Below are 13,105 nucleotides of genomic sequence, written 5' to 3' on the forward strand. Positions count from 1 at the left end.
TATTCCCGGCATGGACTGACAGGGTTGGACATGCGCCGAGTGATGCTGATTGCGTGCGGGGGAACGATCGCCGGCCGCGCCGACGAAGTTGGCCGCTTTCGCCCGATGGGCCGTGCCGCCGAACTGCTGGCCGGAGTGGCGTTGCCGGCGGGCATCGAAGTCAGCGCGACCGACGCGCTTACTGTGCCGAGCCGCGCGATGTCGCTGGCCGACGTGCTGCAACTGGTGGAGCGCGTCGAGGCGCTTGCCGCCGGCGCGCAGCCACCGGACGGCGTGGTGATCAGCCAGGGCACCGACACGCTGGAGGAAACCGCCTACCTGTTCGCGCTAATGTGCGGCGCGCGGTTGCCGGTGGTGCTGACTGGTGCGATGCGTCCGAACGTGGTCGCCGGCTCGGACGGCCCGGCCAATCTGGCGGCGGCGATCGCGGTGGCCGCGCAGGCCGAGGCCGCCGCGTTGGGGCCGTTGCTGGTGTTCGGCGACGAGATCCACGCAGCGCGCTGGGTGACCAAGGTGCACACCAGCCGCCCTGCGGCATTCGCCAGTCCCGGTGCGGGTCCGGTCGGCGTCGTCGGCGAGGGTCGGGTGCGTCTGTGGGGTACGCCGGCGAGCACCATCCTGGGCCGGCCGCGTGAACTGTCGCATCGGGTCGAGTTGCTGACCATGGCCAGCGGCGACGATGGCCGTCTTGCCGAGGCGGCGGGCCGTTACGCCGACGGTCTGGTGATCGCCGGCATGGGCGGTGGCCATGTACCGCCTGCGGCGGCGAAGGTGCTGGGAACGCTGGCCCGGCGCATGCCGGTGGTGCTCGCCAGCCGCTGCGCCGCCGGGCCGGTGCTGACCTCCACCTATCGCGGCGCGGGCGCGGAGAGCGACCTGATTGCGCAGGGCCTGCTGCCGGTGGGCAATCTGCAGCCGCTCAAGGCACGCTTGCGCCTGATCGTGGGCCTGGGGCTCGGACTGGCGCCCGCAGCGATCTTTCCGGTCGACTGAGGCGCCGGGTTCGTTCGGAGATTTTCGTCGCGCGCCCTGGCGATCACTCCAGCGGCGCGGTCATGATCAGCTGGTCGACCTGGTAGCCGCGCTGGCGCGAGTGTTCCTTGAGGGTCTGGAACAGCGCGCGATCCATCGTGGGCTGGCGCGAGAGTATCCACAGATGCTTGCGCCCGGGGCTGCCGATCACGGCCCAGCGATAGTCGGCGTCCACCTCGATCACCCAGTAGTCGGCCCATGCCACCGGCAGCCAGGTCAGCCACGCGGGCGCGAAGCGCACTTCGAGCGCGGCAGGCTGGTTGTCCTTCATCCGCGCCACTCCCTCGACGGACATCGGGCCCTTGCTGGTACGGCAGGTGTTGTGGACCTGGACGGTGCCGTCGGGGTTCGGCGTGTAGGTGGCGATGACGGCGTCCAGACACTTGCGCTCGAAGTACATCGGCAGGCGCGCGATCTCATGCCACTGGCCGGCATAGCGGTGGAGATCGAGCGATGGCACCGGCTGGTTCGGCAAGGTGGTGGCTGCAGCAGGCCAGGTGATGGCCATGGCCGCGATGATCAGCAGCCGGCGGAACATGCGCATGGTTCGGCTCCATCGATTATGCATGGTGCATCTTCATGATCATGCCGCCGCCGACCACGAAACGCCGGTCGGCAGCGAAACCTGACTGCGCGGGCAGCCGGAAGGCTTGCATCAGCCGCCGGTGGCGATCCAGTCGGGCGGTCATGCCTGGCGATGGGTTGCGTCAATGCCATGCGGGAAGTACCGGAGAACGAGAGTCGGTTGCATTTATCCCCGATTCCGACCCCGGCGGTCCAGTCGCCCGGATGAGTTCGCCGTGACGATCGATCAGTCCGGTCGTTGGAGCAGTTTCATCGTGACTGGATCGCGTTTGAACTTGCGTTTCAGGCATGGAGGCGTTGCTCGGCTGGCCGTTTCGCATGTTCTAACGAGCGTCCTGATGTGAGTTGCATTTATTAAAAATAGCACTTAAATATATGATTTATAAATAATTTCTTTAAAGTTTAAAAAATGTTATCCGGATGTGACGAAGTGGCGTATATTCGCAAGGCGTTCGAAATTGCGATTCGAACTGTCGCCGAAAGAGTCAGAATTTCGAGATTTCTTTCGACGCTTACTTGTTGTGGCTTGCCCAGCCACGCATCAATAGCTTCATTTCACTGGGGAGTTGGGAAATATGAGCGTTGTCGATCGTTATGGCCGTGCCAAATTGTGGCGTCAAACGGCGCTGGCGGTAGCTTTGAGTCTGAGCCTTGGCGGAGTCGCCATGGCGCAATCGAACGCTTCGGGTGTCATTTTCGGCAATGCCGGGGATGTTCCTGGTGCAACAGTCCATCTGCAAAACGTGAACACCGGGCAGAGCCGTGACATCACGGTGGAAGCCAACGGTCGCTACCGCGCGACATCGCTGCCCGTGGGTACCTACACCGTCACCCTGAAGCGTGATGGCCAGGTGGTGGGGAGCCGCGAGAACGTGCAGGTTCGCGTGGGTTCGGGTACCGATGTGTCGTTCGACGCAGCCGCCAGTGAAGGCAGCGCGAAGACACTGGAAGGCATTACGGTAGTGGGATCGGCGTTGCCGGCCATCGACGTATCGTCGGTCGACTCGCGCACCGTGCTCACGTCCGAACAACTGGCCAAGCTGCCGCTGGCGCGTGACGTTACCGCTGCCGCGCTGCTGGCCCCGGGTACGGTCCAGGGTGATTCGCGTTATGGCAACGTCGCCTCCTTCGGTGGTGCGTCGGCGTCGGAGAACCAGTACTACATCAACGGTTACGCAGTGACCAACGCGTTGACCGGCCTCGGCTTCACCAGCCTGCCATACGACGCCATCGATCAGCAGCAGATCTACACCGGCGGTTACGGTGCGGAGTACGGGCGCTCCACCGGTGGCGTGATCAACGTGGTCACCAAGAGCGGCGGCAATACCTGGAAGGCGGGTGTCGGCCTGCACGCCACGCCGGATGCGCTGCGCTCCACACCGAAGAGTGTCTACCGCAAGGATGGACAGCTTTACCAGAATCGCGGAGACAACGAGAACACGGTGATGCAGTACACCGGCTATGTCAGCGGCCCGCTGGTCAAGGACAAGTTGTTCCTGTATGCAGCGGCCGACTTCACCCGCACCAGCGGGAAGTCGACCGGTTCCATCCTCACGCCGCAATCGACCGATGAGGTGTCCAAGGCCAAGAAATGGCTGGCCAAGATCGACTGGAACATCACTGACAGTCACATCCTGCAGTTCACCGGGTTGTCGGATCAGACCGATACCGACCGCACGGTGTACAAGTACAGCTATGCGAATCAGTCGCGTGGCGACCTGATCGGTACGGACACGCTGAAGAACGCCGCGTCGCTGGCTGGTTCCGCGCCAGGCGGCAGTGTCTATGTCGGCAAGTACACCGGCTATCTCACCGACAACCTTACCGTCAACGCGTTGTACGGCACCAGCAAGACCACGCATCGGCGCACGCTCGCTTACGCGACCAACCCGAATTGCCCGTGGATCACCGACTCCCGTAGCGGCATCACCAACCCGATCGTCGGCTGCGGTCTGGTCGGTGGCACGGTGCTTGGTCCGGGGGCCAACGACAAGACTCATGGCTGGCGCCTGGACGTGGAATACCAGTTGGGTTCGCACGATCTGCGTGCCGGTCTGGACACCCAGACGCTGGAGTCGACCAGCGGCAACCAGTACGAAGGAGGCTACCGCTGGCGCTATCGGAGTGTCCGCGCAGATGGTCTTTTCCCCGGGCGCCCGGACGCCTCGGTGCCTGCCGGAACCCAGTATTACGTGGAGAACCGCACCTTCATCACCGGCGCCTCCGTCAAGGTGGAACAGGAGGCACAATTCATCGAAGACCGCTGGCAAATCAGCGATCGCTGGATGGCCTACCTTGGCCTGCGTAACGAGCAGTTCAAGAACATCAACGGTGCCGGCGACGTCTACGTCAAACAGCGTCACCAGTTGGCCCCGCGCTTGGGTGCAACTTGGGACGTGTTTGGCGACTCCACCTTCAAGGTGTACGCGAATGCAGGTCGCTACCATCTGGCGATTCCGTCCAATGTGGCGATCCGTGGCGCATCGGCGTCGCTGTATTCCAGCCAGTACTACACCTACAACGGCGTCGGTCCGAACGGCGAGCCGCTCAACCTGGTGCCTTTTGGCAGCAAGATCTATCTCAACGGCGAGGATGGCACGGACCTCAATCCCCGGACCGTCGCGGCGCAGGACATCAAGGCGTACTACCAGGACGAGTACATCCTGGGCTTCGACAAGGCGATCAACAACGATTGGAGCTTCGGTGCCAAGGCGACCATGCGCAAGCTGAAGAGCTCGATCGACGACTTCTGCGATTCGCGTCCGTTCGAGAAATACGCTGCGCGCAACAACATCGACATCACCAACGCCAGCATCCCCGGTTGCTACCTGTTCAACCCGGGCGTGCCGAACACGTTCCTGGTGGACGTGGACGGGCAGGGTAACCTGGTGCCGTTCAAGCTGACCATGGAAGATTTCACCACGCCGGCCGGCGTCGCCTTCCCGCCACTGAAGCGCAAGTACTACTCGCTGGATCTGTACCTGGAGCATCACTTCGACGAGCGCTGGTTTGCCCGCATGGAGTACACCTTCTCGCGCAGCTACGGCAACTCCGAAGGCCAGCTGAAGTCGGACATCGGCCAGCTCGATCCGTCGGTGACGCAGGACTGGGATGCACCGGAAATCATGCAGTACGCCAACGGCCCGCTGCCGAACGACCGCACCCATCAGCTGAAGACCTATGGCTTCTTCCAGCTCAACAAGGAGTGGTTGCTCGGCGCCAATGTGGCGATTGCCTCGGGCCGTCCGAAGAACTGCATCGGCTTCGATCGGGTGGATGCGATCCAGTACGGCGCTTCGTACTTCGAATGCAACTACGAGCCGGCGCCCCGCGGTTCGCGCGGTCGCCTGCCGTGGACGTTCAAGGCCGATCTGAACGCGCAGTACCGTCCGTTGTGGGCAGGCGCGGGCCAGAACCTGGCGTTCTCGGTGACCGTGTTCAACTTGTTCAACAGCCAGAAGACGCTGTCGCAGGTCGATGGCGGCGAGGATCCCGCGAACGATTACCAGCGTCCGCTGGCGTTCCAGACCCCGCGCTACGTGCAGTTCGGCGTCACCTACGACTTCTCGCTGTAACTCGAGAAGCGTCGGGGCAACCTGACGCAGTCGTTTCGAAAGCCGCCGGGTAACCGGCGGCTTTCCTTTTTCCGGATGCCGTGAATACGGCAGGATGGCTCCGATCCGGTTAGCGGTAGCGCGCTTCCTGCAGATCGATCTCGCGCACCAGCCGGCGCGAAACCTCGTCGGAGACGTGGTGGTGGCGCGCCAGTTCGAAGATCGCCTCGCGCTGGCCCTGCAGCGCGGCCAGACGTAGTTCGCGTTCGGCCACGTCGGCCTTGCGCAGGTGTCGTGCCTCCTCTTCGCTGGAGTCGTCTTCGTCCAGCCAGTGCTGGTACAGCGCGATCACCCGGGTGGCCGCGCTGGTGTAGGTATCGACATCGCTGGCCGGGGCCTTTTCCAGCAGTTCGTGCTGGGTCCTCTCGACGGCGGCGATCGCCGCGATGGCGGCCGTGCGGCGGGCCAGGTTTTCTTCCTGGTGGACCGCCGGTTCCGGCGGCAATTCCAGGCCTTTCAGCAACGGCGGCAGGCCGATGCTGGCGGCCAGCAGCGACAGCAGAATCACCGCCGTAGCGAGGAAGATCGCCAGCTCGCGCGCGGGGAAGGGCGTGCCGTCCGGCAGCAGCAGCGGCAGCGTCATCACGCCGGCCAGGGTGATCGCGCCGCGCACGCCGGCCAGCGAGGTGGCCAGCAGCAGTCGCCAGTGCAGCTTGCTCACCGGATCGCCGCGTTGGTGCGCCTTCAGCACGTTCAGGCGCAGCGAGATCCAGACCCAGGCAAGGCGCAGCAGCGCCAGGCCGATGTTGATCGCCAGCGCGTACACCAGCAGCCACCATGGGTTGCGATGGCCGCTCTGTGCCACCGATGCCATCGCGTCTTGCAGGCTGGCGGGCAGCTGTTCGCCCAGCAGCACGAACATCATGCCGTTCAAGGCGAACTGCACGGTGTTCCACACCGCCGTACGCTGCACCCGCGTGGTCGCCAGCAGGCGGCCGCTGAGTTCGACGTAGCTCATGGTGATGCCCGCCGCGACCGCGGCGAGGATGCCGGAGGCATGCACCTGCTCGGCCAGCAGGTACGCGCCGAACGGGATCAGCAGGCTGATCAGGATCGGCGAGCCGGCCTCCTGGCCGAAATGCCGCGACAACCAGCGCTGCGCGTAGCTCACCGCCACGGTGAACAGCACGCCGACGCCGAGCCCGGCCAGCGCCACCCACAGAAAGGTCAACGATGCCGACAGCAGCGAGAAGCCGCCGGTCACCGCCGCCGCCACCGCGAAGCGGAAGCAGACCAGGCCCGTCGCGTCGTTGAGCAGCGACTCGCCTTCGAGGATGTGCATCAGCCGTTTCGGGATCGGCACGCGCGCGGTGATCGACGACACCGCTACCGGGTCGGTCGGCGACACGATCGCGGCCAGCGCGAACGCCATCGCCAGCGGCATCGCCGGGATCATCCAGTGGATCAGGAAGCCCGCGCCGACCACGGTGAACACCACCAGCCCCAGTGCGAGCGCCAGGATCGCGCCCCTGTCGCGCATCAGCCCGTCCTTGGGGATGCACCAGCCGTCGAGGAACAGCAGCGGCGGCAGGAACAACAGGAAGAAGATGTCCGGGTCGAGCGCCACGCCCTGCTTGAACACGCCGGCGATCACCGCACCCAACCCGATCTGCACCAGCGGCAGCGGCAGCGAGAACGGCAGCATGCGCACCAGGTAGCCGCTGCCGACCACGGCCAGCAGCATGGCCAACGCTACTTCGATCGAATTCATGCGCGTTCCGGCGGCGAGCTTTTGACCTTAGCAAGACAACGGTCGCGTCGTCGAGGAAAGATCGCGGCAAGAATGATGGCGTCGGGCTGGCTGCGCCGGCGCGGATGGGCATACCATCGGCGCTTCCCGCCGCCGCCCCGTCCCGAGGAAATCGCGTGCAGCCGATCATCGCCGTCAGTCAGCTCAGCAAAACCTATGCCTCCGGATTCCAGGCGCTGAAGAAGATCGATCTGGAGATCCGCCGAGGCGAGATCTTCGCCCTGCTGGGCCCCAACGGCGCCGGCAAGACCACCCTGATCAGCATCGTCTGCGGCATCGTCAATCCCAGCGGGGGCACGGTGCTGGCCGACGGCCACGACGTGGTGCGCGACTACCGCGCGGCCCGCGCGAAGATCGGCCTGGTGCCGCAGGAACTGACCACCGACGCATTCGAGACGGTGTGGAACACGGTCAGTTTCAGCCGCGGCCTGTTCGGCAAGCCGGCGAACCCGGTGCATATCGAGAAGGTGCTGAAGGACCTCTCGCTGTGGGACAAGAAGGACAGCCGGCTGATGACCTTGTCCGGCGGCATGAAACGGCGCGTGATGATCGCCAAGGCGCTGTCGCACGAGCCGCAGATCCTGTTCCTGGACGAGCCCACCGCCGGCGTCGACGTGGAACTGCGCCGCGACATGTGGGCGATGGTGCGTGCGCTGCGCGCCACCGGCGTCACCATCATCCTGACCACCCATTACATCGAGGAAGCCGAGGAAATGGCCGACCGCATCGGGGTGATTCACAAGGGGGAACTGATCCTGGTCGAGGACAAGGCCGAGCTGATGAACAAGCTCGGCCGCAAGCAGCTGACCCTGCACCTGCAGAACCCGCTGGCGAGCATTCCCGCCGCGCTGGCCGATGATCCGCTGGAGCTGTCGGCCGACGGCAACGAACTGGTCTATACCTTCGACGCGCAGGGCGAGCGCACCGGCATCGACGTGCTGCTGCGCCGGCTCGGCGAGGCGGGCATCGACTTCAAGGACCTCAAGACCAGCCAGAGTTCGCTGGAAGACATCTTCGTCAGCCTGGTGAGGGAACGCGCATGAATATTTACGCGATACGCGCCATCTATCTGTTCGAGATGGCGCGCACCTGGCGCACCCTGCTGCAAAGCATCGTTTCGCCGGTGATTTCCACCTCGCTGTACTTCGTGGTGTTCGGTGCGGCGATCGGTTCGCACATGAAAGGGATCGACGGGGTCAGCTACGGCGCCTTCATCGTGCCGGGGCTGATCATGCTGTCGCTGCTGACGCAGAGCATTTCCAATGCCTCGTTCGGCATCTACTTCCCGAAGTTCGTGGGCACGATCTACGAGATCCTGTCGGCGCCGGTGTCGCCGTTCGAGATCGTCGCCGGCTACGTGGGCGCGGCGGCGAGCAAGTCGATCATCCTGGGTCTGATCATCCTGGTCACCGCGCGGCTGTTCGTGCCGTTCCAGATCGAGCACCCGCTGTGGATGCTGACGTTCCTGCTGCTCACTGCGCTGACCTTCAGCCTGTTCGGCTTCATCATCGGCATCTGGGCGGACAACTTCGAGAAGCTGCAGCTGGTGCCGCTGCTGGTGGTGACGCCGCTGACGTTCCTTGGCGGCAGTTTCTATTCGATCCACATGCTGCCGCCGTTCTGGCAGAAGGTCACCCTGTTCAATCCGGTGGTGTACTTGATCAGCGGCTTCCGCTGGAGTTTCTACGGCGTCGCCGACGTTGGCGTGGGCGTCAGCGTGGGCATGACCCTGGTGTTTCTCGCGATCTGCCTCGCCGCAGTGTGGTGGATCTTCCGCAGCGGCTACCGGCTGAAGGCGTAGCAGGCTCCTGGCGGTCAGGTCAGCGCGGTATGCGCGTGGAACGGCAGCGGCGTGGCGCCGGTGCGTGCGACCGCGGGTTCGGCCACGCCGAGCTTGTCCTTGCTGGCGTCGATCACTACCAGGATGCGACCGGCTGCGATCTCGTCCTTGAACTTGCGACTGACCACGTCCGGCACCTCGAAGCCGACCATCTCGCCGATGCAGGTGCCGAACGCGGCGCCGGCGATGGTCATCGCCGCGGCGCCGGCCAGCGTCACACCCAACGGCGGCACGGCGACCGCGATGAGTCCGAGCAGCAGGCCGGTGCCGCCGCCGCAGACGCCGCCACGCACGGCGGCGGGATAGAAATCATTGCGCCCCTGCATCAAATGATCGGGGATCTTTTCCAGCTCGATGTCCTCGCGGGCGACCAGCGAGATGTCGCCGTCGTCGATGCCGGCCGCGCGTGCCGCGGCCATCGCGGCGCGTGCCGCGACCAGATCGGGTGTGCTGAATACGCATCGGGTTTTCATGAGGTCTCCCTCCGTGTTCCGGCGTGATATCACTCGCGCGGACGGCGTTCTCGGGAGCTCGTGCGTACCGCGCGGGCAAGGCGGGCGAGCAGTGTCCATCCTTGTCGCAACCGCGTTGCGGGCGCGTGACGCGGTTGTTATCAAAAACGGCTCAATGGGTTCGCATCGGCGTGCCGTTCGCCATCACGGCGCCACGCCGGTAGCTGAGCAGGCGACCGCGGAACGGCGCGACGTCGGCCGCGTCGAAACGGCTGCGCAGTTCGGTGACGGCGAAACCCTGGCCGACCAGTGCGCGGGTGAACGGCGCGCTGTTGCCGCGGCCCGGATCGGTGACCAGCACCTCGGCGTCGGGCAGCGCATGACGCGAGACCATCGCCGCGAGCAGGTCCGCGTGGCCGCTTTCGTAAAGGATGTCGCTGCCAATGATCAGGTCGAAGCGCCCCAGCGTGACGTCGGGCACTTCCCAGCGCAGGTCGCGATAGACGATGGTCGCCAGCCGGTTCAGCGTGGCGTTGTGGCTCAGGAACGATTCGGCCAGCGGGTGATGGTCGCTGGCGGTGATGTCGGCACGGCGCTGTTGCAGTACCAGGCTGGACAGGCCCAGCCCGCAACCGAGTTCCAGGATGCGCTTGCCGACGATGTCGTGGGTAGCCATCGCCTCGGCCAGTACCCGACCGGCCGGCCATACCTGCCCGAACAGGCTCCACAGCGCCGACGAGATGCCGATGCGGTTGGCCAGCTGGTGCGGGTCGGCAAATTGCTGCAGGTCGCTCAGCGCCCGGATGCGGTAGTCGTGGCCGCCAAGGCGGACCACGAGTTCGCGAGTGGTATAGCCCGGCATGGGCACCTCCCGTAAGGTATCGTCCCGACCATCGGCAAGCGGGATGAAACGTGGGCAGGGAGCGTAGCGGCACTCGCCGCGAGACGCTGGGAGAAACGGAAGCATGGCCAGCTTACCTGCAATGTCGGTAGGGTGTTGCCAGGCCGACTCGGTCGGGCGGGATGAACGAATCGGGCGTGGGCAAGTCCAACACAGGCATTCGACGGCGGAACGGGAGAGATCGTGAGCAGACAGGCATCGACAGGTAGCTGGATCGGGGCGGTGGTGGTGGTGTTGGCCATCGTGGTGGCGGGCGTGTACCTGGCACGCAAGGCGATGCATGCCGGCGCACCACCGACCGCCGCGCCGGCTGCCTCCGCATCGGCCGCCACGAGCGCCGCCAGTACGCCGATCCAGCACCCGATCGAACAGGCGCAGGCCGGGCCGGCGACGGCCTCGACCAGCGCGTTGCCGGCACTGGACGACAGCGACGCCAGCACGATCGCTGCACTCGCTGCGCTGGCCGGCGGCAACGACCTGTCCTCGCTGCTGGTGCGCCAGCAGGTCGTCGCGCGCATCGTGGCGACCATCGATGCGTTGCCGCGTCATGATGGGTTGGCCACGTTCACGCTGCCGGCGCGCGTGCCGAAGGGCGCGTTCATCGTCGATGAAGCCAACGGCATCACGGTGGCCGGCGAGCGGAACGTTGCCCGCTATGCGCCGTACATGCAGATCGTCGATGCCGTCGATCCGCAGGCGCTGGTGGCCTGGTACGTGCACGCCTATCCGCTGTTCCAGCAGGCGTACCGGCAACTGGGCTACCCGAAGGGCTATTTCAACGACCGCCTGATCGTGGCGATCGACGACCTGCTGGCCGCGCCGGAACCGGCCCAGCCGCCGGCCCTGGTGCGTTCGAAGGCGTTCTACGTCTACGCCGATCCCGCGCTGGAATCGCGCTCGACCGGGCAGAAGCTGCTGCTGCGCGTGGGGCTTGCCAACGAGGCGAAGATCAAGGCCAAGCTGCGCGCGATCCGCACGCAGTTGACCGGGCAGGACCTGCATCCGGCGCCGGCGGGCACGGCCGGGTAGACGCGCGCGCCCAGCTTGCGATTTGCAACGATGGCCATTCGACCCACGCCTTCCGGCCAGCCTCAGCTCGACCTGCTCGGAGCCGCCGATGCCCGGCCTGCCGAAGTGCACCGGTTGTTCTTCGCGCTGCTGCCGGACGCCGCGACGCGTGCGCGGTTGGCGCAGGCGGCGCAGGCACTCAAGGCCGGTCATCCGAAGCTGCGTGCGCGCTGGGTGAACCCGATGCGCTATCACGCCACGCTGCATTTTCTCGGCGACCACGCGCTGCTGCGGCAGGACGTGGTCGATGCGGCGATGGCTGCCGCGGGCGGGTTGCGCATGGCGCTGTTCGAATGGGTGCTGCACGAGGCGGCCAGCTTCCATGGCCGACAACCGCCGTGCATCCTGCGCAGTTCGAGCGTGCCCGAGCCGCTGCAACAGCTATGGCAGGACTTGCGCCGTGCGCTCGTGCTGGCCGGGCAGGGCCGCCACGTCGCACGCAGCTTCACGCCGCATGTCACGGTCGCCTACAGCCAGGCTGCGCTGCTGGACGTCACGCCGATCGAACCGGTGGCATGGCGGGTCGAACGCCTTGCGGTGGTCCACAGCGTGGTCGGCCAGCAGGACTATCAGGTGCTGGCGGAGTGGTCGCTGCAGAACAGTTGAACCGTTCGCAGGCGTGTCAACGGTGGCGAAGATATCGCCCGAGTGGGTTTCGGTCGCCCGATAGCCACGAAGTTCTGTGTTGTGTCTCACTTGCCGTGGGGTATGCTGGGTTGGCCGTCAGCCGTTGAAGGGGCCGGTGATGGTGCTGCCTATGAGTCGTTCGCCACACGATAGGCATGCGGGCTAGCACAAGTCGGGATGATGTCTGTGTTGTCATTTGACTCGATGGAGTGAACCATGAAGAAGTTCGGTTTTGCGACGTTTTGCATGACTTTGGCGGTGGGTGGTGCCTCGTTGTCCTCACCTGTTTCAGCACAGGATGCCGCCGCGGGGAACCCTGCCAATTCGCCGCTTTATTTCGCGAATGTCGACAAGAACGGCGACGGGGCCATCAGTCGCTCCGAGGTTCCGAAGGATCTGCCTGAACTGCGGGCGCATTTCGATCAATATGATGCGAATCACGATCATCGGCTCTCGCAGGGAGAGTACGTGAGCTATCTGGGTACGCTCGGCTCCAAGGCGTGCCGTGACGACATACACACCCAGGTAAAGTGCCAGATCTCACCCTATGCTGGAGATCCGCGGCGGGATTACGCTGGTGAATCGCCGGCAGTTAATCCTCCGAAGACGTCCGGGGGACAATGAAGGCGTATCAGCGGTAGGGCGTGCCGTCCTTGTGCGAATAGTGATCGACGCCTGGCTCCAGGTGCAGGTCGATGTCTGAGTAATGGCAGGTGTCGTCGTCGCAGCGGGTGCCGATGTCGAGATAGACGGCTGTTTCTTTGCCGCGGTTGATCATGTGGTGGCCATCGGGCACGTTTTTCGGAAATGCCGCGCCATCGCCGGCGCGCAGCAATTGCTCGCCGGCTTCGGTGACCAGGGTCAGTTCGCCGGCCAGCACGTAGACGAATTCCTCCTCCTGGCTGTGCCAGTGGCGCTGGCTCGACCACGCGCCCGGCGGCAGGTACACCAGGTTGACGCCGAAATCGGTCAGGCCACAGGCATGGCCCAGCGCCTGCCGGATGCGCCCGCTGACGGGTTCCGCGTAAGGTGCCGGGTAGTCCGAGCCCGAGCGTTTTGGGACCTTGTCGACATCGACTTTCGGCATGGCTTGTTCCTCGCAGCGGTGGGTGGGCCGCTTTCGATGAATCATTGTGCATCGGCCAGACCTTGGCTGCGCTGACCCGTCGGCGATCGGTTTTTGAACGCCGACGGGGTTACAGTGGCGGCATCGTCGCTGATGTCATGCGGAGGTCG

Annotated in this window: 13 protein-coding genes; 7 read left to right on the forward strand and 6 right to left on the reverse strand. The window is 65.0% G+C overall.

Going from position 1 to position 13,105, the window contains the following annotated elements; genetic code table 11:
• Positions 1–30: 30 nt before the first annotated feature.
• On the forward strand, positions 31–993 hold the full coding sequence (locus ASG75_RS01485; protein WP_082547458.1) for an asparaginase: 963 nt from the start codon (positions 31–33) through the stop codon (positions 991–993).
• Between the two features lie 43 nt (positions 994–1,036).
• Here ASG75_RS01485 and ASG75_RS01490 read toward each other — a convergent pair whose 3' ends face one another.
• Both ASG75_RS01490 and ASG75_RS16735 read right to left on the reverse strand, forming a co-directional pair.
• A complete protein-coding gene (locus ASG75_RS01490; protein ID WP_056385062.1) occupies positions 1,037–1,576 on the reverse strand; it encodes a lipocalin family protein in 540 nt (179 codons plus the stop codon).
• Between the two features lie 16 nt (positions 1,577–1,592).
• Positions 1,593–1,721, reverse strand: a complete 129-nt coding sequence (locus ASG75_RS16735) for a hypothetical protein (RefSeq protein ID WP_268793525.1) — start codon at positions 1,719–1,721, stop codon at positions 1,593–1,595.
• A gap of 561 nt (positions 1,722–2,282) precedes the next feature.
• Here ASG75_RS16735 and ASG75_RS01495 point away from each other — a divergent pair.
• Positions 2,283–5,192, forward strand: coding sequence for a TonB-dependent receptor (locus ASG75_RS01495; protein ID WP_162253085.1), 2,910 nt, complete (start codon positions 2,283–2,285; stop codon positions 5,190–5,192).
• 109 nt (positions 5,193–5,301) lie between these two features.
• On the opposite strand, the gene ASG75_RS01500 is transcribed toward ASG75_RS01495, so the two are convergent.
• The gene (locus tag ASG75_RS01500) at positions 5,302–6,942 is read right to left on the reverse strand and encodes a Na+/H+ antiporter (protein WP_056385066.1); all 1,641 of its coding nucleotides are present in this window, start codon (positions 6,940–6,942) and stop codon (positions 5,302–5,304) included.
• A gap of 155 nt (positions 6,943–7,097) precedes the next feature.
• Here ASG75_RS01500 and ASG75_RS01505 point away from each other — a divergent pair, with 155 nt between their 5' ends.
• Together ASG75_RS01505 and ASG75_RS01510 are read left to right on the forward strand one after the other, a co-directional pair.
• Complete coding sequence (locus ASG75_RS01505; protein ID WP_056385068.1) at positions 7,098–8,024, forward strand: ABC transporter ATP-binding protein; 927 nt, start codon at positions 7,098–7,100, stop codon at positions 8,022–8,024.
• Positions 8,021–8,782, forward strand: a complete 762-nt coding sequence (locus tag ASG75_RS01510; RefSeq protein WP_056385069.1) for an ABC transporter permease — start codon at positions 8,021–8,023, stop codon at positions 8,780–8,782. The genes ASG75_RS01505 and ASG75_RS01510 overlap by 4 nt, the downstream gene beginning before the upstream one ends.
• A gap of 14 nt (positions 8,783–8,796) precedes the next feature.
• On the opposite strand, the gene ASG75_RS01515 is transcribed toward ASG75_RS01510, so the two are convergent.
• Together ASG75_RS01515 and ASG75_RS01520 are read right to left on the reverse strand one after the other, a co-directional pair.
• Positions 8,797–9,294: a hypothetical protein gene (locus ASG75_RS01515; RefSeq protein WP_056385071.1), complete on the reverse strand. Its 498-nt coding sequence runs from the start codon at positions 9,292–9,294 to the stop codon at positions 8,797–8,799.
• Between the two features lie 151 nt (positions 9,295–9,445).
• On the reverse strand, positions 9,446–10,135 hold the full coding sequence (locus ASG75_RS01520; RefSeq protein ID WP_056385073.1) for a methyltransferase: 690 nt from the start codon (positions 10,133–10,135) through the stop codon (positions 9,446–9,448).
• Positions 10,136–10,357: 222 nt separating this feature from the next.
• Here ASG75_RS01520 and ASG75_RS01525 point away from each other — a divergent pair, with 222 nt between their 5' ends.
• The 3 genes from ASG75_RS01525 to ASG75_RS15835 all read left to right on the forward strand — a co-directional run bounded on the left by ASG75_RS01525 (position 10,358) and on the right by ASG75_RS15835 (position 12,493).
• The gene (locus ASG75_RS01525; RefSeq protein ID WP_056385075.1) at positions 10,358–11,203 is read left to right on the forward strand and encodes a DUF3014 domain-containing protein; all 846 of its coding nucleotides are present in this window, start codon (positions 10,358–10,360) and stop codon (positions 11,201–11,203) included.
• A 30-nt stretch (positions 11,204–11,233) separates the two neighbouring features.
• Positions 11,234–11,848 carry an RNA 2',3'-cyclic phosphodiesterase gene (gene thpR / locus ASG75_RS01530; RefSeq protein WP_082547460.1) on the forward strand — a complete coding sequence of 205 codons (615 nt, stop codon included), beginning with the start codon at positions 11,234–11,236 and terminating at the stop codon, positions 11,846–11,848.
• Between the two features lie 237 nt (positions 11,849–12,085).
• Positions 12,086–12,493: a hypothetical protein gene (locus tag ASG75_RS15835; RefSeq protein ID WP_082547461.1), complete on the forward strand. Its 408-nt coding sequence runs from the start codon at positions 12,086–12,088 to the stop codon at positions 12,491–12,493.
• A 7-nt stretch (positions 12,494–12,500) separates the two neighbouring features.
• On the opposite strand, the gene ASG75_RS01540 is transcribed toward ASG75_RS15835, so the two are convergent.
• Positions 12,501–12,956 (reverse strand): cupin domain-containing protein, encoded by a 456-nt coding sequence (locus ASG75_RS01540; protein ID WP_056385079.1) that lies wholly within the window; start codon positions 12,954–12,956, stop codon positions 12,501–12,503.
• Between the last annotated feature and the right edge of the window lie 149 nt (positions 12,957–13,105).

Source organism: Rhodanobacter sp. Soil772, assembly GCF_001428385.1.
Taxonomy (GTDB): Bacteria; Pseudomonadota; Gammaproteobacteria; order Xanthomonadales; family Rhodanobacteraceae; genus Rhodanobacter.